This window comes from Kitasatospora sp. NPDC056181 (assembly GCF_042266225.1).
Taxonomy (GTDB): Bacteria; Actinomycetota; Actinomycetes; order Streptomycetales; family Streptomycetaceae; genus Kitasatospora.
On the sequence record NZ_JBHJUK010000072.1, the window covers coordinates 1 to 25,315 of the forward strand.

Annotated in this window: 20 protein-coding genes, 1 tRNA gene, 1 pseudogene and 1 riboswitch; of the genes and pseudogenes, 5 read left to right on the forward strand and 17 right to left on the reverse strand. The window is 74.6% G+C overall.

The features are described from left to right. Window positions 1–84: 84 nt before the first annotated feature. The 3 genes from ACFC1F_RS25015 to ACFC1F_RS25025 all read right to left on the reverse strand — a co-directional run bounded on the left by ACFC1F_RS25015 (window position 85) and on the right by ACFC1F_RS25025 (window position 4,315). Window positions 85–1,680: a cellulose binding domain-containing protein gene (locus ACFC1F_RS25015; protein ID WP_376161453.1), complete on the reverse strand. Its 1,596-nt coding sequence runs from the start codon at window positions 1,678–1,680 to the stop codon at window positions 85–87. Between the two features lie 341 nt (window positions 1,681–2,021). After that, window positions 2,022–3,605, reverse strand: a complete 1,584-nt coding sequence (locus ACFC1F_RS25020) for a sensor histidine kinase (protein ID WP_376161455.1) — start codon at window positions 3,603–3,605, stop codon at window positions 2,022–2,024. Beyond that, complete coding sequence (locus ACFC1F_RS25025) at window positions 3,602–4,315, reverse strand: response regulator transcription factor (RefSeq protein WP_376161457.1); 714 nt, start codon at window positions 4,313–4,315, stop codon at window positions 3,602–3,604. Before ACFC1F_RS25025 ends, ACFC1F_RS25020 begins: the two co-directional genes overlap by 4 nt. Before the next feature lie 212 nt (window positions 4,316–4,527). Between ACFC1F_RS25025 and ACFC1F_RS25030 the strand changes: the two genes are divergently transcribed. After that, window positions 4,528–5,079, forward strand: coding sequence for a hypothetical protein (locus tag ACFC1F_RS25030; RefSeq protein ID WP_376161459.1), 552 nt, complete (start codon window positions 4,528–4,530; stop codon window positions 5,077–5,079). A gap of 101 nt (window positions 5,080–5,180) precedes the next feature. Here ACFC1F_RS25030 and ACFC1F_RS25035 read toward each other — a convergent pair. Beyond that, window positions 5,181–5,627 (reverse strand): annotated as a pseudogene (locus ACFC1F_RS25035) (VOC family protein); the annotation flags it as partial. A gap of 268 nt (window positions 5,628–5,895) precedes the next feature. Between ACFC1F_RS25035 and ACFC1F_RS25040 the strand changes: the two are divergent. Then, window positions 5,896–6,441 (forward strand): Lrp/AsnC family transcriptional regulator, encoded by a 546-nt coding sequence (locus ACFC1F_RS25040; protein ID WP_245205919.1) that lies wholly within the window; start codon window positions 5,896–5,898, stop codon window positions 6,439–6,441. Window positions 6,442–6,486: 45 nt separating this feature from the next. Here ACFC1F_RS25040 and ACFC1F_RS25045 read toward each other — a convergent pair whose 3' ends face one another. The 5 genes from ACFC1F_RS25045 to ACFC1F_RS25065 form a co-directional block, all read right to left on the reverse strand. After that, window positions 6,487–7,293: a S16 family serine protease gene (locus ACFC1F_RS25045; RefSeq protein ID WP_376161462.1), complete on the reverse strand. Its 807-nt coding sequence runs from the start codon at window positions 7,291–7,293 to the stop codon at window positions 6,487–6,489. A 37-nt stretch (window positions 7,294–7,330) separates the two neighbouring features. Further along, the gene (locus ACFC1F_RS25050) at window positions 7,331–7,981 is read right to left on the reverse strand and encodes an IclR family transcriptional regulator (protein WP_209416099.1); all 651 of its coding nucleotides are present in this window, start codon (window positions 7,979–7,981) and stop codon (window positions 7,331–7,333) included. Between the two features lie 351 nt (window positions 7,982–8,332). Next, window positions 8,333–8,812: a DUF2752 domain-containing protein gene (locus tag ACFC1F_RS25055; RefSeq protein ID WP_376161464.1), complete on the reverse strand. Its 480-nt coding sequence runs from the start codon at window positions 8,810–8,812 to the stop codon at window positions 8,333–8,335. Between the two features lie 8 nt (window positions 8,813–8,820). Further along, a complete protein-coding gene (locus ACFC1F_RS25060) occupies window positions 8,821–9,063 on the reverse strand; it encodes a TM2 domain-containing protein (protein WP_374106160.1) in 243 nt (80 codons plus the stop codon). A gap of 271 nt (window positions 9,064–9,334) precedes the next feature. Further along, window positions 9,335–11,170 (reverse strand): DEAD/DEAH box helicase, encoded by a 1,836-nt coding sequence (locus ACFC1F_RS25065; RefSeq protein ID WP_245205939.1) that lies wholly within the window; start codon window positions 11,168–11,170, stop codon window positions 9,335–9,337. 331 nt (window positions 11,171–11,501) lie between these two features. Here ACFC1F_RS25065 and ACFC1F_RS25070 point away from each other — a divergent pair, with 331 nt between their 5' ends. Beyond that, complete coding sequence (locus tag ACFC1F_RS25070) at window positions 11,502–11,939, forward strand: SsgA family sporulation/cell division regulator (RefSeq protein WP_209416096.1); 438 nt, start codon at window positions 11,502–11,504, stop codon at window positions 11,937–11,939. A gap of 109 nt (window positions 11,940–12,048) precedes the next feature. On the opposite strand, the gene ACFC1F_RS25075 is transcribed toward ACFC1F_RS25070, so the two are convergent. Genes ACFC1F_RS25075 through ACFC1F_RS25085 form a run of 3 tightly spaced genes read right to left on the reverse strand, consistent with a single transcriptional unit; the run spans window position 12,049 to window position 16,474 of the window. Then, window positions 12,049–14,586 (reverse strand): bifunctional lysylphosphatidylglycerol flippase/synthetase MprF, encoded by a 2,538-nt coding sequence (locus ACFC1F_RS25075; protein WP_376161467.1) that lies wholly within the window; start codon window positions 14,584–14,586, stop codon window positions 12,049–12,051. Then, complete coding sequence (locus tag ACFC1F_RS25080; RefSeq protein ID WP_209416094.1) at window positions 14,583–15,908, reverse strand: esterase family protein; 1,326 nt, start codon at window positions 15,906–15,908, stop codon at window positions 14,583–14,585. Before ACFC1F_RS25080 ends, ACFC1F_RS25075 begins: the two co-directional genes overlap by 4 nt. Then, the gene (locus ACFC1F_RS25085; RefSeq protein ID WP_209416143.1) at window positions 15,905–16,474 is read right to left on the reverse strand and encodes a class F sortase; all 570 of its coding nucleotides are present in this window, start codon (window positions 16,472–16,474) and stop codon (window positions 15,905–15,907) included. The genes ACFC1F_RS25080 and ACFC1F_RS25085 overlap by 4 nt, the downstream gene beginning before the upstream one ends. 495 nt (window positions 16,475–16,969) lie before the next feature. Here ACFC1F_RS25085 and ACFC1F_RS25090 point away from each other — a divergent pair, with 495 nt between their 5' ends. Beyond that, window positions 16,970–18,247 (forward strand): hypothetical protein, encoded by a 1,278-nt coding sequence (locus tag ACFC1F_RS25090; protein ID WP_376161469.1) that lies wholly within the window; start codon window positions 16,970–16,972, stop codon window positions 18,245–18,247. Window positions 18,248–18,256: 9 nt separating this feature from the next. Here ACFC1F_RS25090 and ACFC1F_RS25095 read toward each other — a convergent pair whose 3' ends face one another. Then, complete coding sequence (locus ACFC1F_RS25095) at window positions 18,257–19,693, reverse strand: MFS transporter (RefSeq protein WP_376161471.1); 1,437 nt, start codon at window positions 19,691–19,693, stop codon at window positions 18,257–18,259. 83 nt (window positions 19,694–19,776) lie between these two features. Continuing rightward, a complete protein-coding gene (locus ACFC1F_RS25100; RefSeq protein WP_209416091.1) occupies window positions 19,777–20,091 on the reverse strand; it encodes a multidrug efflux SMR transporter in 315 nt (104 codons plus the stop codon). 44 nt (window positions 20,092–20,135) lie between these two features. After that, a riboswitch (guanidine-III (ykkC-III) riboswitch) is annotated at window positions 20,136–20,201 on the reverse strand. Window positions 20,202–20,439: 238 nt separating this feature from the next. On the opposite strand from ACFC1F_RS25100, the gene ACFC1F_RS25105 reads away from it, so the two are divergent. Continuing rightward, a tRNA-Cys gene (locus tag ACFC1F_RS25105) sits at window positions 20,440–20,511 on the forward strand. Between the two features lie 121 nt (window positions 20,512–20,632). Here the strand turns inward: ACFC1F_RS25105 and ACFC1F_RS25110 are convergent. Genes ACFC1F_RS25110 through ACFC1F_RS25120 form a run of 3 tightly spaced genes read right to left on the reverse strand, consistent with a single transcriptional unit; the run spans window position 20,633 to window position 25,181 of the window. Then, window positions 20,633–22,960: a xanthine dehydrogenase family protein molybdopterin-binding subunit gene (locus ACFC1F_RS25110; RefSeq protein ID WP_376161473.1), complete on the reverse strand. Its 2,328-nt coding sequence runs from the start codon at window positions 22,958–22,960 to the stop codon at window positions 20,633–20,635. Further along, window positions 22,957–24,318 (reverse strand): 2Fe-2S iron-sulfur cluster-binding protein, encoded by a 1,362-nt coding sequence (locus ACFC1F_RS25115; protein WP_376161475.1) that lies wholly within the window; start codon window positions 24,316–24,318, stop codon window positions 22,957–22,959. Before ACFC1F_RS25115 ends, ACFC1F_RS25110 begins: the two co-directional genes overlap by 4 nt. Next, on the reverse strand, window positions 24,315–25,181 hold the full coding sequence (locus tag ACFC1F_RS25120; protein WP_376161484.1) for an FAD binding domain-containing protein: 867 nt from the start codon (window positions 25,179–25,181) through the stop codon (window positions 24,315–24,317). The genes ACFC1F_RS25115 and ACFC1F_RS25120 overlap by 4 nt, the downstream gene beginning before the upstream one ends. Between the last annotated feature and the right edge of the window lie 134 nt (window positions 25,182–25,315).

Below are 25,315 nucleotides of genomic sequence, written 5' to 3' on the forward strand. Positions count from 1 at the left end.
GGCCCGGGCGGCCCGGGCCCGGGGGGGGGGGCGCCCGCCCCGGCCGGGGTCCCCGGGAGGGGTGGGGCACCCCCGGGAGTGGGCTCAGCCGGCGTAGGCGCCGAGGGCCCGGGTGAAGTCCAGCGGCTGCTGGACGATGCTGCTGCAGCTGGCGTCGGCGTAGGCCTTGGCGCCGCCCTCGCAGGCCTTGTCGCGGGTGCCGGACCACATCGCCAGCCAGGCCAGGTGCTTGCTCGTGGCGAAGTCGGCGAGCTGCTTGGCGTCGGCCACGGTGAAGATCTCGCTGGCCACGTCGTTGACGCCGATCATCGGGGTGACGGCGACCTTGCGCCAGGCGGCGGCGTCGTCCACGCCGAGCACGCTCTTCACCTGGGCCTGGGTGGCGGTGGCGGCGGCGATGGCGTACTTGCCCATCTGGCCCTGCGGGTTGGGGGCGACGCCGTCGCCGAAGTCCATCGCCATGATGTTGACCGCGCCGATCGCGACACCGTTGTTCTTGGCGTCGGCGACCAGGTTGACGCCCTCCTGGGTCAGGCCGGAGGGCAGCGCGGGCAGGGTGAAGGAGACGTCCAGGGCCTTGCCCTTGGCGGCGGCGTTCCTCTGCAGCTGGGCGATGGCCTGGGCGCGGCGGGTGTTGGCCGCGGTGTTGCTGATCGCGCCGCCCTCGACGTCGAAGTCGACCTTGGTGAGGCCGAAGGCGTCGACGGTCTTCTGGTAGACGGCCGTGAGGTCGGCCACCGAGGAGCAGGCGAGGGCCAGCTCGCTGCCGTTGGCGCCGCCGAAGGAGACCCGGACGTCGCCGCCGGCCGCCCTCAGCGCGCCGATCTGGGCGGCCACCGCGTCGGCGGCGAGGTCGCTGACGCCGCCCCACTTGGGGGTGCAGCCGCCGCCGGAGACGACGAAGGCCAGGTTGAAGTTCTTGACGCCGGTGGCCTTGGCGGTGGCGACGAGGTCGTACGGCGGGTAGAGCGAGGTGTCGACGTACGGGGCGAAGCCGGCGCCGGCGGCCGGGACGGGGGCCCCGGTCGTGGTCGGGGTGGGCGCGGGGGTGGTGGTCGCGGTCGGTGCCGGGGTGGTGGGCTTGGCCGTGGCGGTCGGGCTCGGCGGTGCCGTGGTGGGCTTGGCGGTCGCGGTCGCGGTCGGCGTCGCGGTGGGCGCCGTGGTCGCGGTCGGCGAGGTGGTGGGCGTGCTGGTCGGGCGGCCCGAGGGGGTCGGCGCGGTGCCGTCCCCGGCCTTGCAGGAGACGTTGTTGATCAGGCAGTTGCCCGGCTCGGCCTGGGCGGCGCCGGCGCCCTGGGCGACGAAGCCGACCACCACGCTCTTGCCGGGCTCCAGCCGCTTGTTCCAGGACTCGGGCTTGACGGTGATGTGCTGGCCCTCGGCGCTGAAGGTGGCGTTCCAGAGCGAGTCGATCTTCGCCCCGGCCGGCAGGTCGAAGGTCAGCGTCCAGTTCTCGATCGCGCTGCCGTCCGGGTTGCTGACCAGGTACTGGCCGGTGTAGCCGGCGTCCCAGGTGCTGGTGCGGCTGTAGACGGCGCCGAGCGAGGCGGCGCTGGCCGAGGAGGCGAGGACGACGACGCCACCGGCGACCAGTGCGGCGGCGACCGCCGAGGCCCCGAGGACAACGCCCTTGCGGCTGCGACGGCGGCGGCCTGGGCGGCGGTTGGGCTGGGTCGTCATGTGGGCGTACCTCCGCAGGTGGCAACTGGGCCGAATGGGGTCGCCGCGGCCGGGCAGGGGTCCCGTGGACCCGTTGCGGGCGGCGTGCCCCGGCTCGGTCGGGTGACCGGCGCGGACGACGCTAGCGGGGGTGGAAGGCCGGAAACGGCCCCCTGAGCGAGGGGTACAGCTCTCTTAGGGCCCGCTTAAGAAAGAAGGGGTGGGACCCGGCACTCCCGCCGCCGCCGGCACCGCCGCACACCGCGCACGGCACACCGGCCGCCCGTCCCGCGGCGCCCGCCGGCCGGCCCGTCCTGCGCCTTCCGCGCACCGGTCACCGCCCACCGGTCACCGGTCACCGGTCACCGCTGGAAGAGCGCGCTGCGGCTGCGCCGACGGCTGGCGCGGGCCGGCGCGCCGTCGGGCCGGGCCTGGAGCCGCAGCCGGATCTCGGCGCCGCCGAGCACCGCGGAGCGGCCGAGTGCGAGGTCTCCGCCGGTGGCCTCGGCGAGCTTGCGGACGATGTCCAGGCCGAGGCCGGTGGAGCCCTCGCCGCCGTGGCCCTGGCCGCGCTGGAGGGCCGACTCGGGGTCGGTGAAGCCCGGACCCGCGTCGCCGACCAGGACGATGAACGAGCTGTCGGTGGCCAGCACGTCCACCGAGAAGGCCGTGCCGACGGTGGTGTGCCGGAACACGTTGCCGAGCAGCGCGTCCACGACGGCGGCGAGGTCGCCGCGCTGGACCGGCACCGGGGCGGGCCGGTCGGCGCCGGCCAGCTGCCAGCGGCGGCCCTCGTCCTCGGCGAGCGCGGACCAGAAGCCGACGCGCTCGCGGATCACCTCGGCGGCGTCGCAGCCGACGGTGACGGCGGGCGCGTCCTCGGGGGCGCGGCGGGCCGACCGGATGATCTGGTCGACCTCGCGCTCCAGTTGGGAGACGGCGTGCCGGGTGGCGTCGGCGGCGTCGCCCTCGCCGAGCGAGGCGGCGTTGAGCCGCAGGACGGTGAGCGGGGTGCGCAGCCGGTGCGACAGGTCGGCGGCCAGCTCCCGCTCCGCCGCGAGCAGCTGGACGACGCGGTCGGCCATCGAGTTGAAGGCGTGGCCGGCCTCGCGGAGCTCCTCGGGGCTGCCGGCGCTCTCCCGGCCGTCGACCGGCACCCGGACGGCGAGGTTGCCGGACCCGAGCGAGCGGGCCGCGGCGGCCAGCCGCCGGGCGGAGGCGACGATCCGCGCGCCCATCCGGTCGGCGACCAGCACCGAGATGGCCACCAGCGCGAGTGCGACCGCGGAGAGCACCAGCCAGGCGGTGGAGACGCCCCGGGTGAGGTCGCCGTCCGCGACGAACACCTCGACCACGGCGGTCCGGCCGGTGTCGACGGCGACCGGCTGGAGCAGCGCGAAGCCGCCGGGCACCCCGACGGTGAAGGAGCGGCCCTGGCCGCCCGCGGTGGCCACGTCGGCGGCCAGCGCGCGGGCCTCGCCGATGGTCGCGCCGCCGTCCGGCCCGACCATCGCCGTCGCGGCGGGCGGCGTCCCGGCCGCCCCGCCGGGCGAGGCGGAACCGGCTGCGACGGCAGCGGGCGGTACGCCGCCCGACGCAGCGGCGCCGGGCGAAGCGCCGCCCGGCGAAGCGGCAGCCGGGGCGCCCGCCCCCGCGCCCGCCCCTGCCGGCAGCGGCAGGGGCAGCGGCAGGTGGACCGCCATCCGCCCCTGCGCGCCGGCGTCCGTACTGGCCACCGCGCGGGCGATGGCGTCCTGGTCGGTGGTGATGGCGAGCGCCGGACCGAGCGCCGCCGCCTGACGCTCGGCCGCCGTGAACGCCCGGTCCCGGGCGGTCTGCTGGACCATCAGCCCGAGCGGGATGAGGAAGGCCAGCGCGACCATGGTGGTCCCGGCCACGGCGGCCTTGATCAGGGCCCAGCGCAGCGAGTGCCCGAACCTCCTCATGTCCGGCGCTCCGCGTCGGCGGGCCCCGGCCCGGGCGCCTCCAGCCGGACGCCGACGCCGCGCACGGTGTGCAGGTAGCGGGGGTTGGAGGCGGTCTCGCCGAGCTTGCGGCGCAGCCAGGACAGGTGGACGTCGATGGTCTGGTCGCCGCCGTAGGTCTGGCGCCAGACCTCGGCCAGGATCTCCTTGCGCGGGACGACCACGCCGGGGCGGGCGGCGAGGAAGGCCAGCAGGTCGAACTCACGCCGGGTCAGGTCGAGCGGCCGGTCGTCCAGGGAGGCCTCGCGGCGCTGGAGGTCGATGGCGAGCCCGCCGACCCTGAGCACCTGGGCGACCGGTGCGGCGCCGCCGCCGAGCCGCCGCAGCACGGCGGCCATCCGGGCGCTGAGGTGTTCGCCGGAGAAGGGCTTCACCAGGTAGTCGTCGGCGCCGTCGTTGAGCAGCCGGACGATCTCGGCCTCGTCGTCCCGCGCGGTCGAGATGATCACCGGCACGTTGGTCAGGCCGCGGATCATCTTCAGCGCCTCGCTGCCGTCCAGATCGGGCAGGCCGAGGTCGAGGATCACCAGGTCGCAGCCGACCTGGGCGACCTCGCGCAGAGCCTCAAGTGCCGTGCCCACACTGCGGACCGCGTGACCGGTGTCGGCCAGGTGCCGGATGAGGGCGGAGCGTACGAAGGGGTCGTCCTCGACCACGAGCACTGTTGCCATGGCCCTGCACGGTACGCCATCGGCCTCCGGTGGTCTGTACCTCGGGTGGGTCGGAACCGGTGGGGGGACGCACGGCGCGGCGGACTCCTGACGGGGCGCCGGGGCCGGGCCCGGGCCGTTCCGGTGCGACCCTCGGGCTTTCTGCAACTTCCCTGTTGAACGGCAGGGGTGCCCGCCTGCCGCGCCCCGGAATACGGCAGGATGTGCGGACGATGCGGAACGGACTCGTACAGCTCGGCGCCTGGGCGGCGGCCACCGGGGCGGCGGTGGCGCTGTCCTGGTTCGGCGTGCACGCGGTGCTGACCGGCGCCGCGTTCGAGCAGCCGACGGCTCTGCCGCTGCCGTCCCCGGCGTCCACCGGAGCGGCGGCGCCGACGCCCACCGCGACGGCCCGGCCGCAGTCCGACCCCCGGCCGGAGCAGCCCGCGCCGACGTCCGCCCAGGCCTCGACGGCCGCCCCGCACGGCGTCGCGCCGTCCAGTGCCCAGCCGTCCAGCGCCCAGCCGTCCTCGCGCCGCCCGGCGCCGGTCGCCACCACCACGTCCTCGGTGCGCAGTTACCCGGTGCCGGGCGGCCGGGTGGCGCTCGACCTGCGCACCGACAGCGCCTCGCTGGTCTCCGCCACACCGGACCCGGGCTGGCAGATGCAGGTCTGGAACGGCCCGCAGTGGCTGCGGGTGGACTTCACCAAGGGCGACCAGGCCAACTCGGTGTTCGTCGCCTGGAACGGCCACCCGCCGACCGTGGACACCGTCGTCCGCTGACCGGCCCCCGCCTCACCGCCGCCCCTGGCCGACTGTGACAGCCGGGCGGCTGCGCCCCCGCCCGGCTGTCACCCCGGGGCCGGCTACCAACCCGCGAACGGGACGTACCCGGGCAGGTAGGGACCGCGGTAGCGGGACCGGTCGACCAGGGTGTGCCGGGTACCGCCGGGCACCCCGATCGCGGCGAGCACCACCGTCCCGTGCCGGTCCTGCACCTCGTAGGGCTCGGCGAGCGAACCGGCGCCGCGGTCCACGGCGTAGTCGTACGCGTAGTAGACGTCCGGCACGGCCACCGCGAGGTCGACGACCCCGTCGCCGTGCCGGGCCAGGTGCCCGGCCAGTTCCCGGCCGCGCGGCCCGATCACCTGGACCAGCGAGGTGATCACGAACCTGGTCCCGGGCGCGTCCAGGACGTAGGAGACGGTCTCGGGCTCGCCGGTCTCCGGGCCGGCGTAGGCGGTGCAGCGCAGTCCGAGCGCGGTGGCGTAGCGGCGGGCCGCCCGCCCGGCGTCGCCGACCGCGAAGACCACCGCGTCGGCGCGTCCCATCGGGACGAGGTCGGGTTCCTCCCGGCCCGCGGTGAGCAGCACGGGTTCGGCGGCGGTGTCGGTCATGTCGGCCCTCCCGGAAGGCGTACGGGACCACGGTCTGCCCCGCGGGCCGGTGTGGGGCCCGGCTCACGGGGTTGTGGCTGGAGGGTGGCGCCGCGCCGACCGCCGCGCAACTGTTCCGTTTCCTCCTGGTCAAGGTGTGCGCCGGGGCGGGAGAATCGGCGGTACCGCTGTACAGATTGCCCACCGGAGGACGGAGCCCGCGATGCCCCCCGCCCACGCCCCGAGCGACCCCGACTCCCCTGCCGGGCAGGGCACTTCCACGCCGGCGGGCGGCGGCAACGACGCGATCGACGCACTGGACGGCCGGCTGATCCGGCTGCTGACCGAGGAGCCGCGGATCGGGGTGCTGGAGTGTTCGCGCCGCCTCCAGGTGGCCCGGGGCACCGTGCAGGCCCGGCTGGACCGGCTCCAGTCCAAGGGGGTGATCGGCGGCTTCGGGCCGGAGGTGGATCCGGCGGCGCTGGGCTACCCGGTGACGGCCTTCGCCACGCTGGAGATCTCCCAGGGGCAGGGTTCCGACGTCCGGGCGCACCTGGCGGCGGTGCCGGAGGTGCTGGAGCTGCACACGATCACCGGACGCGGGGACATGATGGTGCGCATCGTGGCCCGCTCCAACGCCGATCTCCAGCGGGTGATCGACCGGGTGGTCGGCTTCGACGGGATCGTCCGGTCCTCGACGGCGATCGCCCTGGAGAACCCGGTGCCGTACCGGATCCTGCCGCTGGTGGACCAGGCCGCCGCCGAATAGCCCGGGCCGCCGCCGGCCGCGCGCCCGCCGTCCGGGTCGGCGTCCTCAGCAGCCGGGGACGGCGCCGCCGCTGTGCAGCGCCTCCAGCGCGGAGACGGCCTCGCCCAGCGTGCCCACGGGCACGAGCCGCAGCCCCTCGGGCGTGTTGACCTTGGCGTCCGCGCACTCGTCCTTGGGCAGCAGGAACACCGTCGCACCGTCCCGGGCGGCCGCCTGGGTCTTCAGCGGCACGCCGCCGACGGCACCGACCACGCCCTGGTCGTCGATGGTCCCGGTGCCCGCGATCTTCAGCCCGCCGGTGAGGTCGCCGCCCTTGCCGTCCCCGGCGAGCTTGTCGACGATGCCCAGCGCCAGCATCTGGCCCGCGCTCGGGCCGCCGATGTCACCGAGGTCGACCTTCACCTTGACCTGGTCCGGCGAGAGGTGGAGGTAGGAGAGCGCGGCCGCGGTGGCGCTGTCCTGCGACTCGGCCATCTGCCGGGCGTTCTCCTCCTCGGCCTTGGCCGGGTTGCCCGCCGGGTAGACCGTCTCGGTCGGCCGGATCGCCTCGTCCTGGTCGAACCAGGCCCGCAGCGAACGCCAGAAGGTGGTCTTCTCGCCCGCGTTGGTCGCCGAGATGGTGACCATCCGCAGCTGGCCCTCGGTGGTCCGCACCGGCGCGCCGGTGATGGTGAGCACCGGCTTGTCCTGGTAGCTGCCGAGGGTGTCCGCGGTCACGCCCGGCCAGGTCAGCGTGTACGGCAGCGGGACGAAGGCGGCCACGCCGAACAGCGCGGCGACCAGCGCCCCGCACAGCGCCAGCGCGCGGGTCCGGGGGGAGGTCAGGGCCGGGGGCAGCTTGGAGTCGGACACAGAGGCATCCAAACACACCCGGGCCCCCGGTCAGGCACTACCGGAGGGCGTCGGCGACCTCCGTCGCGGCCTCCACCACCCGGGGGCCGACCCGTTCGGGGACCAGGCCGTTCAGCATCACCACGCCGACGCTCCCCTCGATCCCGCTCAGCCCGACCAGCGCGGCGGCCGCGCCGCTCGCCCCGGACTGCTCCTCCGCGCGGGTGATGACGAACCCCTGTTCGGGACGGCGCTGGCTGGGGAAGCCGCGCGCCTCCAGGATCGCCCGCCCCGCGGCGCTCTCCCCCAGCGGGTGGCGCAGCCCGGTCCGGTACGCGACGTGGAAGTCGGTCCAGCTGGGCTCGACCACGGCGACCGCCAGCGCCTCGTTCCCGTCCACCAGGGTGAGGTGGGCGGTGGCTCCGAGGTCCTCGGCCAGGCTGCGCAGGGCGGGCAGCGCCGCTTCGCGCAGCAGCGGGTGCACCCGGTGGGCCAGCCGCAGCACGCCGAGGCCGACCCGGGCGCGGCCGCCGATGTCCCGGCGGACCAGCCCGTGCTGTTCCAGGGTGGCGAGCAGCCGGTAGACGACCGTCCGGTTGACGGCGAGCCGGGCCGCCAGCTCGGTGACGGTCAGCCCGCGCTCGGAGTCGGCGAGGAGCTTGAGGACCCGGACGCCACGGTCCAGGGTCTGGGAGGTCTCTGCAGTCAAGACGCGCAATTCCTTTCCGCGGCGGGTCGCCGGAACGGAGGCGCCGGTCCGGGACTCAGGTGTCGCGCGCAGGGTGGGTGGCCGCGCTCGGGCCGCGGTGTGTCGTCCTTGACGCCCTGGCGGTCCTGCGGTGCCCGTCTCGTGGGGGTTTCCCGGCGGGAGAGCGTGGGGGAAAGGTAGTGAAGGAATTCTCGCAGCGGAAGTGGTTGTCCAAAATTCGGGCATGATCAATTTCGCCACGCATGACAAATACGGGCAAAAGCCCATATCTCGCCGGTGGCGACCGGGTGCAAGTTCGAGCACAGTCCGAAGTCCGGACACTGCGGGTCACGGGGGGCGCCACGCTCCGGGTCAGAGCAGGTTGCGCAGCACCGTCCAGGCCACCGCCACGCCGAGCAGCACGGCCGTGCCGCGGCGTTCGAGCGGGGGCCGCCAGCTCCGGCCGGCCAGGCCGTGCCGCAGCCAGGTGAGGTAGAGCAGCGCGACCAGCGGCAGCGAGAGCAGCAGCGCCGCGTTGTCGTGCCAGGCCGCCGCGAGGTCGCCGTGCAGCAGGTCGTAGGTCATCCGGGTGCCGCCGCAGCCCGGGCAGTCCAGCCCGGTGATCCTCCGCCAGGGGCAGAACGGCAGCGCCTGCCCGGGCAGGTGCGGGTTGCGGGTCCACAGGTACGCGGCACCGGCGAGGCCGCCGGCGGCCACCGCCAGCGGCGGCCCGGCGAAGCGCAGCCGGGCGGAGCGGGACAGCCGGGCGAGCAGGGGCAGCCGGGCGGCCCAGGACGCGGGCACGGCGAAGCCGCCCCGGCCGGAGCCGGGGCGGCTTGCCGCGGATGACATGCGCAAGATCAGCTGCGCAGCAGACGGCCCTGGGCGTCCGTGCGGTCGTTGCTGGTGAGGAAGAGGATGCCGTCGATCAGGGACCAGATGCCGAAGCCACCGCAGGTCAGCAGCTGGGCGATGCCGATGCCGATGTGGCCGGTGTAGAACCGGCCGACACCCAGGCTGCCGAGCAGGATCGTCAGGACGCCCGCGACGACCTTCGACTTGTCGGACAGCTCGGGCTGCTGGGCGTAGGGGGGGTACGACACGTTCGGTGTGCTCCTTGTGACGGCAGGCCCGGGCCCGACGGTTGTCGCGGCCTCGGGTCGGTGAGGTTGGCCGGCCTGACGCATCGGGGGCCGTGACGGCCGCCCCTGACGGGCCGACGCACAACTCCGACGGCCCGAAGGCGGCGCAGCACGCGGAACACTAGCCGATCATCACACCGGCTGTCTCTACAATTCCTTCGCGTATACCGGAATGTCACACACCCTTGGGGAAAGCCCGGATTACCGGTTAAAACGAACCACTGACGGACCGTTACTTCGCCCATTCCCGGATTCGGTCGATTCGCGCCTTCAGCTGATTGGCGGTCGCCTGCGCGGTGAGCGGCCCCCCGCACTGACGGCGCAGCTCGTTGTGAATGGTGCCGTGCGGCTGGCTGGTCCGGTGGTGCCAGGCCGCCACCAGCGCGTTCAACTCCTTGCGGAGCTCGCGCAGTTCCTGGTGGGTGACGACCGGCCGCTGCTCGGCCGGCAGCTCCAGCAGGTCGGCCTCCTCGGCCGGCTTGGCCTTGCTGCGCTGGATCTGCCGGTGCTGACGCTTCTGCAGCAGCATCTGCACCTGGTCCGGCTCCAGCAGGCCCGGGATGCCGAGGTAGTCCTCCTCCTCCTCGCTGCCCGGGTGCGCCTGCATGCCGAACTCCATGGCGTTGTACAGCACCCGGTCGAAGACCGCGTCGGAGCCGATCGCCTCGTAGGAGAACTCGTCGCCGCCGGCGCCGTCCGGCCCGTCGTTGGCCCGCTCGGCCTCGGCGAGCAGCCGGTCCTCCTCGTCGAAGAGGCCCTCGCCCTCCTTCTTCGGCCGGTCCAGCACGTGGTCGCGCTGGAGCTCCATCTCGTTGGCGAAGCCCAGCAGCGTCGGGATGGTCGGCAGGAAGACGGAGGCCGTCTCCCCGCGCTTGCGGGCGCGCACGAAACGGCCGACGGCCTGCGCGAAGAACAGCGGGGTGGAGATCGAGGTGGCGTACACGCCGACGGCCAGGCGGGGCACGTCGACGCCCTCGGACACCATGCGGACGGCGACCATCCAGCGCGAGTCGCCCGCCGAGAAGTCGGAGATCCGCTTGGACGCCTCCGCCTCGTCGGAGAGCACCACGGTGGCCTTCTCGCCGCTGATCTCGCGCAGCATCTTGGCGTACGCGCGCGCCACGTTCTGGTCGGTGGCGATCACCAGGCCGCCGGCGTCCGGGATCGCCTTGCGGACCTCGGTCAGGCGCCGGTCGGCGGCCTGGAGCACGCTGGGGATCCACTCGCCCTGCGGGGCCAGCGCGGTGCGCCAGGCCTGGGCGATCAGGTCCTTGGTCATCGGCTCGCCGAGCCGCGCCTCCAGCTCGTCGCCGGACTTGGTCCGCCAGCGCATGTTGCCGCTGTAGGAGAGGAAGATCACCGGGCGCACGACGTGGTCGGCGAGGGCGTGCCCGTAGCCGTAGGTGTAGTCGGCGACGGACTTGCGGATGCCGTCGCCGCCCGCCTCGTACTGGACGAACGGGATCGGGTTGGTGTCCGAGCGGAACGGCGTACCGGTCAGCGCCAGCCGGCGGGAGGCCGGCTCGAAGGCCTCGAAGCAGGCCTCGCCCCAGGACTTGGAGTCACCGGCGTGGTGGATCTCGTCCATGATGACCAGCGTCTTGCGGGCCTCGGTGCGGTTGCGGTGCAGCATCGGGTTCACGCCGACGCCCGCGTAGGTGACCACGATGCCGTGGTAGTCCCGGGAGAGCGGCCCGGAGGAGTACGCCGGGTCCAGCCTGATGCCTATCCGCGCGGCGGCCTCGGCCCACTGCTTCTTGAGGTGCTCGGTCGGCGCGACCACGGTGACCTGCTGCACCAGGTGGTTGTGGAGCAGGTAGGAGGCCAGGGTCAGCGCGAAGGTGGTCTTGCCTGCACCCGGGGTCGCGACCGCGAGGAAGTCGCGCGGCTGGTTCTCGATGTACTTGTCCAGCGCGCCCTGCTGCCAGGCCCGCAGCTTCCCGGCGGTGCCCCAGGGGGCCCGGCCGGGGAAGGCCGGCGACAGGTGGTGCGAGGAGGAGGCCGACGCATGGCCGGCGGCGACCCGGGCGGGCGCGTGCGGCTCCTGCACGTCGGAGAAGAGCGGCATCGAGGAGGCGGCGGCAGTACTCACGGTCTCCGAGGGGGGATCATCGCAGGTCAGAGGCGGTTTGGCAGCCCTGATCCGCGGTCGGGGGGCAATCGGACAACCAGCCCAGCCTACCCGGCCCGGCGTCGTTCGGGCGGCCAGGCCGGGCCCTCGCGCGGCCTGCGCGGCCGGAAAACGGTGTGACGCAGGTCACAGGGATTGCCCGGGAAAAGCGGGTAAGCAGAGCCACCTGTACCGACTCTCACCAGGGTGAGACCGCCCCACCCTCCACAGCCGTCACTGCGGCCTCACGCCACCGAGAAGGCCCCACACCCCCGAGAAGGGACGCGCCGTGCGCACCGCCGTCGAAGAGACCGTCCAGGCCCGCCTGATCCTCTCCACCCACCGCTCCGCCCGGCTGCGGGTCACCCTGTCCTACCGCCCGGACGACCCGCTCGCCGTCCGGATGGCCTTCCCGGCCGAGTTCTCCCTGGACGAGCCCTCCGACGAGCCCGGCCCGGACGGCGGCCCGGACATCGTCTGGGTCTTCGCCCGCCGCCTGCTCACGGCCGGGCTGGAGCTGCCCGCCGGGATCGGTGACGTCCACGTCCGGCCCGCGACCGGCCGGCGCACCATGGTCGAGCTGCGCGCGCCCGAGGGCACCGCACTGGTCCAGTTCGACAGCGCCGACCTGCGGCGCTTCCTGTGGCGCAGCCGGCTGGCCGTCCCCGAGGGCGAGGAGCACCTGCACCTGGACGCCGACCGGGCGCTGGCCGAGCTGCTGGGCTGAGTGCCCGGCGCCGGACCGTGCCCGCGCCCGGGAGCCCCCGGCCCGGCCGTCCGCGTCCGCCCGGGCCGGGGCCGGGCAGAGCGGGGCCGGAGGACGGCCGGGCCGGGACTCAGGACGAGAGCCGACGCATCAGCCGGACGCCCTGCGCCGCCGTCAGGTGCGGCAGGTACGCCTTGCCGATCGCCCGGGTGATGCTGGGCAGCGCCGCCGGGTCCGGGTACGCCATGAACATCGGCCGGTACTCCGGCTGGAACTTCGCCTTGAACGCGAGCAGCGAGCGGAACCCGTACACCGGCTCCAGCACCCGGCCCATCCAGTCCAGCATCCGCTGCATCCCGGTGGGCGCCGCGTCCTGCCCGGAGCGGGCCAGCGGCGCACCCGAGAGCGAGAGGAAGCGCGCGCCCTCCTCCTTGAAGCCGAGCGCGGCCGAGGCGATCAGGAACTCCGTCACCCCGCGGAAGCCGTCCGAGCGCCGGCGCATGAAGTCCAGCGTCCAGCCGACCGGCGCCCCGTTCTCGTACACCGGCATCCAGCTGGTCAGCCCGTGCACGGTCCGGTCCCCGTCGACGGCGATCAGCAGCCGGACGGCCGGGTCGTCCAGCTCCTCCAGGCCGCCGAGGGTGAAGCCCATCTCGGGCAGGCCCTTCTCCGAGACCCACTCCTCCGAGATCGAGCGGATCTGGTCCCGCAGTGCGAGCGGCGCGTCGCGGTAGGCCCACCACTCGGCGGTGATGCCCTGCTTGCCGGCCTTGTTGAGCGCGGTGCGGATGTCCTGCCACTTGCGGCCGGTGAAGGCCAGCCCGGGCAGCGCGACCACGGTGTCCTCGGCGACCTGCAGCGAACGCCAGCCGAGCTGCCCGGCCTCGGCCATGGTCTCCGGGGTGACGCTGTAGAAGCACGGCGTCCAGCCGCGCGCGTCGCAGTAGCGGGCGAAGCCGGCCACCGCCCGGCGGCGGGCCTCCGGTTCGCCGAACGGGTCCCCGGTGGTCAGCGCGACCGTCGAGAGCACCCGGTAGGCGACGGCGGCCCGGCCCTCCTCGTCGAACCAGTAGTGGTTGCCGTCCCAGGTGGTGATGAAGGAGAGCGTGCCGCCGCCGTGCGCGGTGAGCAGCGCCCGGGCGCGGGCCGCGTCCGCGGCGTCCGCGTGCACCGCCGGCCGCCGGAAGGCCACCAGCAGCGCGGTCAGCGCGACCACCCAGAAGACCAGCCCGCAGTACGTCTCCAGCAGCCGGGCGAGCGGGCCGACGGCGATCGGGTAGTCGGGCAGCAGGTCGTTGTAGGCCGGCGGGAGGAACTGCGCCGGCAGCCCGGAGACCAGCCCGCGGAAGGTCGCCCCCGGCTCGAACTGACCGGACGCCAGCAGACCGAGGCCCGCGTACGCGGCGGAGGCGGCCAGGACCGCCCCGCCGAGCAGGGCGGCGAGCCGGCCGTGCAGCGCGCCCGGCAGCCGCAGGCCGAACCGCTGCCGGGTGGTCAGCAGCAGACCGGTGGTGAGCAGCGGCAGCAGCAGCGCCTCGACGAAGTACTGCACCACGTCCCCGGAGCCGGTACCGGTCTCGGTGAACAGCCAGACCAGCAGCGCGGCCCAGAGCAGCTCGGTGGCGACGGTGATCCGCCAGGCGAGCCGCAGTCCGCGCCGCAGCCCCTCGGCGAGGACCAGCAGCAGCGCCGGGAACAGCGCGGCCATCAGCCGGGCCGGCGTGTCGAAGATCCGCTCGACGGCGTGCGCCCGGGCGCACTCGTGGGCGGAGAGCGCGCAGAAGTCGGCGACCTCGTCCGGGGTGAGCCGCTGGGAGAAGTACAGCTCCGAGAAGGTGTTGAACGGCCCGGCGGCGTTGTCGTACAGCGAGGCGATCAGCGGCCCGAGGGCCGCGGCCACCAGGCAGAGCGCGACCAGCACCCGGGTCTCGTTGTGCGAGGCCCGGTGCGGGCCCAGCTGCCAGCGGCCCCGGGCCAGCAGCGCGCCGGCGCCGAGGCCGACCAGCGCGCCGGCGAAGCGCTGGACGCTCTGCAGGTGGCCGACGTACAGCGTCATCACCAGCGGGACGAGCACCACCAGCAGGTGCAGCCGGCGCCGCCAGAGCACGGTGAGCCGGTAGCCGAGCACCCCGGCCAGGGCGAACAGGCCCACGACGGGGCCGATCGCGGTCTGGTCCGCGACCGAGTGGGTCCAGTGCTCGCCGGCCCGGGAGCCGGCCGCGACCAGTGCGGTCCCCAGCAGGGTGCCCGCCAGCTGGCCGCCGACCAGCACCAGGAGGGTCCGCCGCCGGCCCAGCCGGTTCTCGGCGGCCGGGCCGACGAGGAGCAGCAGCAGGCTGGTGGAGACGTACGAGGCCAGGCCGGAGCACCAGAGCAGCGAGGTGAACGGTGTCCACCAGCGTCCCTCGGCGAGGGTGGGCAGGCCGACGCCGGCCTGCGCCAGCAGCCCCCGGGAGGGGCCGTGGGCCAGGCTGCCGGTGGCGCCGCCGACCGCCCAGAGGACGGCGAGCAGCGTGAGGGTCAGCGGTGCGGCGCGCAGCCGGGCGGCCGGCCCGGTCAGCACCCGCCGTCCCGGCAGCGGGCCCGGTTCCGGGGCCACCGCCGGTGGCGGGTCGGCGGCGGCGGTCCGCTGGGCGGGCACCAGGGGGGCCGCACCGAGCCGTATCACGGGGTCAGTCCGGTCTGCTGGGCCAGCCAGGGCAGCTGGTCGGCGATGCCGGGCCGGAAGATCACCCAGCCGTGTCCGCCCGGCATCAGGTCGAACTTGGCCTTCATGCCGGCCGCCAGGACCGCCTGGTAGATCTTCTCCTGCTGCCGCCGGAAGTAGTCGTCGGTGCGGCCGACGACGATCGCGGCGGCGGTGTCCGGGAACTTCTTGCGGGTCAGCAGGTGCATGGGGTTGACGGCCTCGAACGCGGCGTTGTCCCCGCCGAAGGCGACGTTGACGGTCTCCGTCCGGGTGCCCAGGGTGGGCTCGTCCTGACCGGACATGTCGAGGAAGGAGCCGTAGACCTCGGGGGCGTTGACGGCGAGCTGGAGGGCGCAGGTGCCGCCCATGGAGGCGCCGCCGATCGACCAGGAGCCCCGGCCCTTGGCGGCCTGGAGGTGCTCGCCCACCCAGTCCGGGATGTCCACCGCCAGGTAGGTCTGGACCTTGGCGATCTTCGAGTCGAAGCAGAGGGTGTTGGCCCAGGTGGAGCCCAGCTGGTCGGGCATCACCATGATCGGCGCCAGGCCCTCGTGCGCGGCGGCGAAGGCGTCCAGGGCCTCGTTCACCTGAGCGGTGTTCACCCAGTCCTCGGGCACGCCCGGCTGGCCGCCCAGCAGGACCACCACGGGCAGCAGCGGCCTGGGGTCGGCGTAGTAGGCGGGCGGCAGGTAGACGTAGGCGTCGCGGGCCTTGAAGCCGGACTTGGCCCCGGGGATCGGCGTCTTGGAGACGGTGCCCTTGGCCGGCATGCCGGGCGGGGCGTGCCAGACCTCGGAGAGCGCCTTCCCGGGCGGCGCCGCCACGGTCTCGTCCCTCCTGCTGGTGGTCAGCTCCTGCGTCTTGTTCAGCCAGGGCGCGAGCATGACGCGGCCGCTGGGGTACTGGTCGAAGCCGCGGTTGACCTGCGAGGAGGACATCAGCAGCACCAGGAGCGCGCCGCCGACCGCCAGCAGCCTGCCCCGCGGGCGCAGCCTCGGCACCCGGAACCCGGCCAGGCAGCCGGCCAGCAGCGCGACGGCGATCCACCAGCGGACGTACCGCGGCAGCCCCTCCGGGAAGGGGTGCCACCAGCCGTCGACGGCGATGTCCACCAGCACGCTGAGCGCGGCGGCCGCGAGCAGCGCGGCGGGCAGCCGGCGGCCCCACCAGGCGCGGTCGCGGGCCAGCCCCAGCAGGAGCAGGGACCCCCAGCCGGCCGCGAGCACGGCGTGCGGGATCGGGCCGTGCGTCAGCGGCCAGTCGATCGGGTTCCAGCGGACGGCAAGCGAGACGGGCGTCATATCTTCTTCCCCGGCCGGGTGGTGTCGGCCAGGAAGCCGTAGGCGACCACGTTGCCCTGGTAGCCGTGTTCCTCGCTGTACCCGCCGCCGCAGGTGATCACCCGGAGCTGGGCGTCTGCGGCCTGGCGGTACACCCGGTCGTCCGGGAAGTCCTTTCGGTCGTGCACTTCGATGGCGTAGAGCTGGTAGACGGCGGTGGCGCCGTCCTCGCGGGCGATCTCGATCCGGTCGCCGCGGTGCAGGGCCCCCAGATGGTAGAAGACGGCGGGTCCGGTCCGGTTGTCGACGTGGCCCGCGATGATCGCGGTGCCGCGCTGCCCGGGGGTGGCGCCGCCGCGGTACCAACCGGCCAGGTTCCGGTCGGTCTCCGGGGGCGCCTGGAGGTGGCCGTCGGCGTCCAGGCCGAGGCCGGTGACCGGGGCGTCGAGCTTCACGGCGGGGATCCGGATCCGGGTGGGGGCGGAGGGGCCGAGCGGCGGGACGACGGAGACCGGGGCGAAGCCCGAGAGGGCCTGGCCGGCGGCCGGGGCCGGGGGCAGTTCGAGGTGGCCGCCCTGGTTGAGCATCCAGGCGCCGAGGACGAGCGCGGCACCGACCGCCAGGGTGCCCGGCCACGGGCTCCTGCTCTGCTGGGCACCCACCCGGTGCTCTCCTCTGCTGACGACTTGCTGCTCCCTGGGAGATCCCTGGGAACTATCCAACCGGACGGGACCCTAAGGCACATCAACACGATGGTCGTACCGGCACCCCCCGATCGGCAGGGCCGAGGGCCCCGGGTGTACTCCGAGTAGACCCCCGACCACCCGGAGAGAGCAGCGGTCCCCGGGATGACTGCCCCCGGCTCCGCCCGCATGGGCATCGACAACCTGGGCGGCCCATCCGGTTGCACCAATCGGGCGATCACTTCAGACCGACCGTGGTGCATCACTGACCGGTCGAGACCACATGCCATGCTGACCCAGCTCAAGGTCTATCACCGCACTTGTCCGACCGGACGTGTGGCGGTTCCTCCCGCCGGGGCCGTCGCACGCCGTCCGCACGCCCCCACGAACGGAGTGACCATGGACGCTCTTTCCCGCCGCACCCTACTGGCCGCCGGTGCCGCGACCGCCGCCACCCTCGCGGCCGGCTGCGGCGGAAACAGCGGGCAGGTCGGTGGGCAGGGGGCCGCGCCGGCACCGGTGCCGGCCAGTCCCGCGGCGGACCAGGCCGGTCCCCCGTCCGAGGTCCCCAGGCCCCCGGCCACCCTCATCGGCGACGGCTCCACCTCGGACACCGGCCCGCAGCCGGGCCAGCCCACCGCCGAACCGCTGAAGCTCGGCGAGCGCCCGCCGCAGTTCGTGGTCTTCTCCTGGGACGGCGCCGGCGAGCTCGACAACGGCCTCTTCGGCCGGTTCCGCAAGCTCGCGCGGGAGCACAACGCCTCGATGACCTTCTTCCTGAGCGGCCTCTACCTGCTGCCCGAGTCCAAGAAGGACCTCTACCGCCCGCCGCAGCACAAGGCCGGCGCCTCCGACATCGGCTACCTGAGCGACCGGCACATCCACGACACGCTGACGAACCTGCACGCGGCGTGGATGGAGGGGCACGAGATCGGCACCCACTTCAACGGGCACTTCTGCGGCGCCACCGGCGTCGGCAGGTGGTCGCCGGAGGAGTGGGACAGCGAGATCGAGCAGGCGATGGACTTCGTCATGAACTGGAAGACCAACACCGGATTCACCGACCTGCCCGCGCTGCCCTTCGACTACCGCAAGGAGCTGATCGGCAGCCGCACCCCCTGCCTGGAGGGCCAGCGCAACCTGCTTCCGACCGCCGCCAGGCGCGGCTGGCGGTACGACAGCAGCGGCAACGGCACCCAGGTGTGGCCGCAGAAGATCCAGGGCGGCGCGCTCTGGGACCTCCCGTTGCAGTCCATCCCCTTCCCCGGGCACACCTTCCAGGTGCTGTCGATGGACTACAACATCATGTTCAACCAGTCCGGCAGCAACACCAAGGCCGACCCCTCGCTCCACGCGGCGTACCAGACCCAGGCCCGGGACTCCTACCTGATGGGCTTCGAGCGGGCGTACACCACCAACCGGGCGCCGTACGTCATCGGCAACCACTTCGAGCAGTGGAACGGCGGCATCTACATGAACGCCGTCGAGGACGCGCTGAAGGCCATCGCCGGCCGGCCCGGCGTCCGGCTGGTCTCCTTCCGCCAGCTGGTGAACTGGCTGGACGCGCAGGACCCGGCGGTGCTGCGCAAGCTCCAGAGCCTCGCCCCCGGCCAGGCCCCGGCCGGCGGCTGGGAGACCTTCCTGGGCTCCCCCGTCCCCGCGGCCGCCGCCGGCTGACCCGCGGCGCTACGCCTTCCGCACCCGGCCCGCGACGAGGGCGCCCAGCAGCGCCACCCCGGTCATGGTCAGGAAGATCACCGCGAACGCACCGGACGAGCCGGTGCCCCCGGTGCCCTCGTGGGCGGCGGCGACCGAGCCGCCGCCCAGCGCCGAGAACAGCACCCCCGCGAGGCCGACCAGCAGCACGTTGCCGAGCGCGTCGCTCACCTGCAGCGAGGCCGAGTTGGCCCCGGCGTCCTCCGGCGCGGACAGGCTCATCATCAGCACGCTGACACTCGCCACCGCCAGCCCCATGCCGATCCCGCCGACCCCCCAGGCCACCGCCGCCACCCAGGCCGGCACCGCCGGGACCAGCACCAGGGCCGCCCCCGCGATCGCCACCGCGGTCAGCACGAAGCCGCCCCGGATCATCGCCTCCCGGAACCGCTCCGCCCCCGGCCGGCCCTGCAGCCAGGAGCCCAACGCCCAGGAGAGGCCGCCGCTGGTCAGCGTCAGGCCGGCCAGCGTCGGCGACAGGCCCCGCTCGGTGACCATCATCAGCGGGATGAACGCCTCCGCCGAGAAGAACGCCCCCGCCGCCACCCCGCGCAGCAGGATCACCGTCGGCAGCCCGCGCCCCGCCCGCAGCGTCCCCGCGGGCAGCAGCCCCAGCACGGCGGGCAGCAGCAGTGCCGACCCGGCGGCGGCCGGAACCAGCCCGACCAGGTCCAGCCGCTGCCCGGCGTACTGCAGCAGGCCCGCGCCGAGCGCGGCCATCGCGGCCAGCCGGGTGCGGCGGCGGTCGAAGTCGGCGCCCTTCAGCACCGGCTGCTCCCGCTCCGAGCGGCGCAGCGCCGGGCCCATCACCGCCAGGGGCAGCAGTATCAGCACCGGGACGGAGAGGAACACCCAGCGCCAGCCCAGGTGCTGGGTGACGGCGCCGGACACCACCGGGCCGACGATCGAGGGCAGCACCCAGGCCGAGGAGAAGGCCGCGAAGACGGCCGGCCGCAGCCGCTCCGGGTAGGCCCGGCCGACCACCACGTACAGGGCGACGATCACCAGCCCGCCCCCCAGGCCCTGGATCGCCCGGCCCGCGACGAACACCCACATCCCGGGCGCCGCCCCGGCCACCACCAGGCCCGCGCCGAACACCGCGATACCGCTGAACAGCGGTTGCAGCGGGCCCCGCTTATCGCACCACTGGCCGGAGACGACCAGGGCGAACAGGGTGGTGGTGAAGTAGCCGGAGAACGCGAACGCGTACAGCCCCAGCCCGTCCAGCTGACGGGCCGCCACCGGCATCGCGGTGTTGACGGCCGTCGCCTCGAAGGCGAGCAGCAGGACCACCGAGACGATGCCCAGGGTCAGCGCCCGGTAGCGGGCGCCGAGCACCCCGCCGGAGTCGCTCGTGTCGGGGGGTGTCGGGCCGGCGTCGACCGAGGTGGGGGAGGCAGTGGTCATGCGTGCCATCGTAAGGCTCGTCCCACCGGATGGCCCCTGACCAGGGGTGGTGGCCGGCTACTCCGCAGGGCTTAGGTCCCGCCTCAGTGCAGCGCCTTGAGGCCCACCACGCCGGAGACGATCAGCAGCAGGCACCCGATCCGGGCCGCCGTCGCCGAGTCCCCCAGCACCGCCATGCCGTACAGCGCGGTGCCGACCGCGCCGATGCCGACCCAGACCGCGTAGCCGGTGCCGATCGGGATGGAGCGCATCGCGTACGCCAGGCCGCCCATGCTCAGTGCCAGCGCGATGCCGAAGACGACGGTGGGGACGAGCCGGGAGAACCCCTTGGACGACTCAAGGGCCACCGCCCAGACGGTTTCCAGGACGCCGGAAACGATCAGAACGAGCCACGCCATGACGACAGCACCTCCGCAGTCAGCAGCGGCCGGGTTGCCGCTGTGCTGCGCCGTCTTGTCGTCACCGGGTACGACGCGCTCGTCCGGGGCGGCCTTCGAGCGGCCACCTGTCTTCGACGGTAGCACAATCCGCCATACAGAATTTACAAACGGATATTGACGTTCTCCCGCCCATTCCGCCAAGATGAATTCACCAACACGGCGAACGACGACAGGAGTCGGCAATGGACAGGAAGACGGCGGCCCCCGCGGCCCCCCGCACCTGTGCCGCCGCTCCCCGGTGTTGTCGCGCCTGTCACTGCTGCCGCTGCGCCTGAGCCGCACCCGCAGTACAGCTCCACCCCCCACGGCCGTGTGCCCGAGTGGTTGAGGGAACCGCCTGCAAAGCGGTTTACACGGGTTCGATTCCCGTCATGGCCTCCGTGAAACGAATTGCCGGTCGGCGCTGATTCCGCCGACCGGCAATTCGTCGTTCCATTTCACCCCGGGGAATTTCCCGGGAATTCGCCGGGGGGCGGCCGGCCGGCCGCCCTCCGGCGGGTCAGCCGGTGACGGCGTCCTCGGGCCGGATGGGCAGGCGGCCCACCGGCAGACCGGTCGCGGCGCGGACCGCCGCGGCGACGGCGGCGGGGGCGACCACGGCCGGGGCGGCGCTGACCGCCTTGGCGCCGAAGGCGGCGACCACGTCGCGCTCCTCCAGCAGGGCGGCGATCCGGACCTCGGGGGTGTCCAGGGCGGTCGGCAGGCGGTAGCCGGTGAGGGAGGGGTTCATCAGCAGCCCACCCTCGGTGCGCAGGTCCTCCAGCAGGGCCAGGCCGACGCCCTGGGCGACGCCCGCCTCGATCCGGTCCTCGATCTGGCGCGGGTTGAGCGCCCGGCCGACGTCCTGGGCCACCGTCATGTCGACCACCCGGACGGCGCCGAGCTCGATGTCCACGTCCACCACGGCCCGCATCGCGCAGAACGCGATGGAGACGAAGGCGTCGCCCTGGCCGGCCTCGTCCAGCGGCTCGGTCGGGTGCGGGCGGCACTGCGCGGTGGCCCAGAGCTCCTTGCCCTCCAGCGCCTCGGCGACCGGCATGCCGAGCACCCCGTCGTACGAGGTGATCTTCCCGTCGGAGATCTGGAGCAGCTCGACCGACATCCCGAAGTTGGCGGCGATCGGCTGGAGCAGCTGGTGACGGACCATCAGTGCGGCGCGCTCGACCGCGCCGCCGGAGACCCAGGTGTGCCGGCCCCGGGCGGACGGCCCGGCGATCGACTGGTCGCTGTCGGCCGGCGCGATGTACACCTCGCTGACGCCCAGCACCGTCTGCACGATCTGCCGGGCCAGGGTGGCGAAGCCCTGCCCCGAGTCGACGGCCGCGCAGATCACCGTGGCGTGGTCACCGCTGACCCGCACCGTCGCGGTGGAGACCTCGTCCTCGCCCTCGGCGCCCAGCATGTGCACCATGCCGACCGCGTAGCCGATGCCGCGCCGCACCGCCGCCGGGTCACCGGCACCGCCGGGCCCGCCCGGCAGCAGCCACTCGGCGTCCGGGTCGTCCACCGGCAGCGCGGGCAACGGCTCCGAGGAGACGGCTTCCAGCAGCGCGGCCACCGGCGCGGGGCAGGTGACGGCCTGTCCGGTGGGCATCGCGTCACCGGTGGCCATGGCGTTGCGGCGGCGGATCTCGACCGGGTCGACGCCGACCCGGGCGGCCAGCTGGTCGAGCTGGGACTCGTAGGCGAAGCAGGCCTGGAGCGCGCCCTCGCCGCGCATCCGGCCGGCCGGCGGGTTGTTGGTGCGCACCGCCCAGGCGTCCACGAAGACGTTCGGGCAGACGTAGGGGCCGACCGAGAAGGCGGTGGCGGCCGCCAGCGCCTCGGCGGAGACGTCCGCGTACGCGCCGCCGTCCAGCAGGATCTGCGCCTCGACCTTGACCAGCCGGCCCTCGGCGTCGGCGTGGTGGCGGTAGCGCAGCAGCGCGGGGTGCCGGGAGGTGTGGGTGTGGAAGGACTCCTCGCGGGTGAGCGTCATCTTCACCGGCCGGCCGGTGCGCAGTGCCAGCAGCGCCAGGGTGACCTGGAAGGAGAGGTCCTCGCGGTCGGAGGTGGCGCCGGGCACGCCGGTGACGACCAGCCGCACCCGGTCCGGCTCCAGGCCGAGGCAGGTGGCGGTGCGGTCGCGGTCCCCGTGCGGGTCCGTGGAGGACAGGTGCAGCTCGACGCCGCCGTCCGGGCGCGGCACGGCCAGTCCCGCCTCGGCGCCCAGCGGCGCCGGGTCCTGGCGTCCGACCTGGTAGAGCCCCTCGACGACGATCTCGCCGGCCGCCTCCGGGTCCCCGGTGCGCAGCGGCAGGTGGCGGAAGAGGTTGCCGTCCGGGTGCAGCGCCGGGGCGGTGAAGGACTGCTCGGGGTCGGTGACCGCCTCCAGCGGCTCGTAGTCGACGACGATCAGGCCGACGGCGAGGCGGGCGGTGTCCGGGTGGTCGGCGGCGACGGCGGCGACCGGCTCGCCGTGGTGGCGGACCACCCCGGCGGCGAGCACCGGCCGGTCGGCGACGATCGGGCCGGCCGGGGCGCCGTCGAAGCCGCCGTCCGGGCCGGCCGGCAGGTCGGCGGCGGTGACCACGGCGTGCACGCCGGGCAGGGCGAGCGCGGCGGAGGTGTCGATGCCGTTGATCCGGGCGTGCGGGTGGGGCGAGCGCAGCACCGCGCCCCAGAGCAGGCCCTCGGCCCAGAGGTCGGCGGCGTAGGGGTAGATGCCGAGCGCCTTCGGCAGGGCGTCGCTGCGCAGCGGGGAGCTGCCGAGCCCGAACGGCTCCGCTGCGCCGCCCTCGTCACCGTCCTGCTGGGGTGCTGCGCCGATGTCGGTAGGCGACGTCATGATGCGTGGTCGTCCTTGGGGAGCCGGATGCCGTGGGCGGGGGTGGCACCGTACGGGACGCCGGCGGGGGCGGTGCCCTCGGCCGGGACGCCGTGCGGGGGCGTGGCGACGTACGGCGTGCCGTGCGCGGGCGTGCCGTCGAAGGCGGGGGCCTCGAAGCCGGGGCCGTCGAAGGCGGTGCCGTCGTACCCGGTGCCGTCGAAGGCGGCGGCGGGTACGGGGACGCCGTGCGCGGGGGTCGGCTCGTAGACCGGGCCGTCGTACGGCGAGGCGGCCTCGTACGGCGGGGCGGCCTCGTAGCCGGGCTGCTGATAGCCGCCGCCGGGGAAGGCGCCGGGTACGTAGCCGCCGTGGACCGGGGCGGGCTGCCCGCCCATCCCCTGCATGCCGACGTCGTGCACGCCCGTGCCGTGCCCGGCGCTCTCCTGGCCGCCCGCCTCCTGGTAGACGGTCTGCTCGGGGTAGCCCTGCTGCGGGTAGTAGCCCTGGCCGTCGGCCTGCGCGGGGATGCCCGGCACGGGCGGCAGCACCGCGGTGTCGTAGACGCCCGTGTCGTAGCCGCCCTGGCCGTCCGGCGTGCCGTACTGCATGCCGACGCCGACGCCCGTGCCGGCGGTGGTCCCGACGGCGGCCCGGACCTCCTCGGCGGGCGGCTGCGGGACGTGCTCGATCCAGGCGTCCTCGTCGGTGTACACCGTCGGCTCCGCCGTCCGCCCGGGCTCCTCCGGCGCGGCCGGGAGCGGGGTCCCCGCGTTCTGGGCGGCGGCCTCCCCGGCCGGTTCCCCGGCGGGCGCGTCCCCGGCGTCCTCGGTCTCGACCGCGCGCGCGTCGGCGATGCTCTGGACCGCGGCCAGCACGCCCCGGTAGCCGGTGCAGCGGCAGAGGTTGCCGCAGAGCGCCTGACGGGCCTCGACGTCGGTGGGCCGGTGGTTGCGCTGGAGCAGGTCGTGGACGGCCATCGCCATGCCGGGCGTGCAGTAGCCGCACTGCACCGCGCCGGACTCGGCCAGCGCCTGCTGGACGTCGCTGGCGCCGCCGGCGGCCGAGAGGCCCTCGACGGTGTTGATCTCGCTGTCCGCGGCCAGTGCGGCGGGCACCAGGCAGCCGGCCACCAGCTGCCCGTCGACCTGCACCGAGCAGGCGCCGCACTCGCCCTGCTCGCAGCCGTCCTTGGCACCGGCCAGGCCGAGCCGCTCGCGCAGCACGTAGAGCAGGCTCTCGCCGATCCAGGCGTCGGTGACGGGCCGCTCGAAGCCGTTGACCCGCAGCGTGTAGGAGGCGCAGGGGCGCAGCTCGCGACTGACGGGCGCATGGTCGAACAGACCGGCGTCGAGGGTCTCGATGGGGTCAGTGGTCACTTCAGCGCCCTTCCCAGTGCCCGTCGGGCCAGCACCGACACGGTACGCCGTAGCCGGACGGCGGCCGCGCTCGGCCCCTCGGTCACGGCCTCCCAGGCGCCCTCGGCGCCGTAGCTGTCGGGCACGCAGGCGGCGGCCACGTACTCGCCGAAGGCGGCGGTCGCGGCCGGGTCGATCTCGCGGCTGCCGTCCCAGTCGATGCAGCCGGCCACCCACGCCTCGGCCTCCATCGGCCGCAGCGGTACGGGGGCGACGGCGCCGACGGCGCAGCGCACGGCGCGCCGGGCGGGGTCGAGGACGAGCGCGACGGAGGCGGTGGCGCGGGCCGGGCCGCTGCGGCCGGTGGCCTTGAGGAAGACCTGCGGGGCGTGCAGCAGCGGGACGCGCACCCAGGTGAGCAGTTCGCCGGGGCGCAGCGGGTCGAGGCCGGTGAGCAGGTGGCTGACCGGGACCTCGCGGGTGGCGCCGGCCCGCGCGAGGGTGACGCTGGCCTCCAGGGCGGTGAGCACCGGGAGGGTGTCGCCGGCCGGGGCGGCCGTGGCGATGTTGCCGCCGAGGGTGCCGACGTTGCGCACCTGCGGGGGTCCGGCGGTGCGGGCGGCGTCGGCGAGGGCGGGGATGAGCGCGGCGAAGTCGGGCCGGTCCATCCGGGCGTGGGTGAGCCCGGCGCCGAGGACGGCGGTGCCGCCGTCCTCGTACCGCCAGCCGCGCAGTTCGGTGATGCGGCCGAGGCCGATCAGGGCGGCGGGGCGCAACCGTCCGGCGTTGACGGCCTCCATCAGGTCGGTGGCGCCGGCCACCGGCACCGCGGCCGGGTGGGAGGCCAGCGCGTCGACGGCCTCGTCGAGGGAGGCCGGCAGCATGATCGTCCGGTTCACCTGGGTCCCACCGTGCTCCACTTGCTCATCGATCGCCTGCCGCCCGCGGGCCTCGGCCGGGGTGTCCGCGTCGGCAGCCCGGCCTGGCCCGTAGGGTACGGGCGATCGGGCCGGGTTGG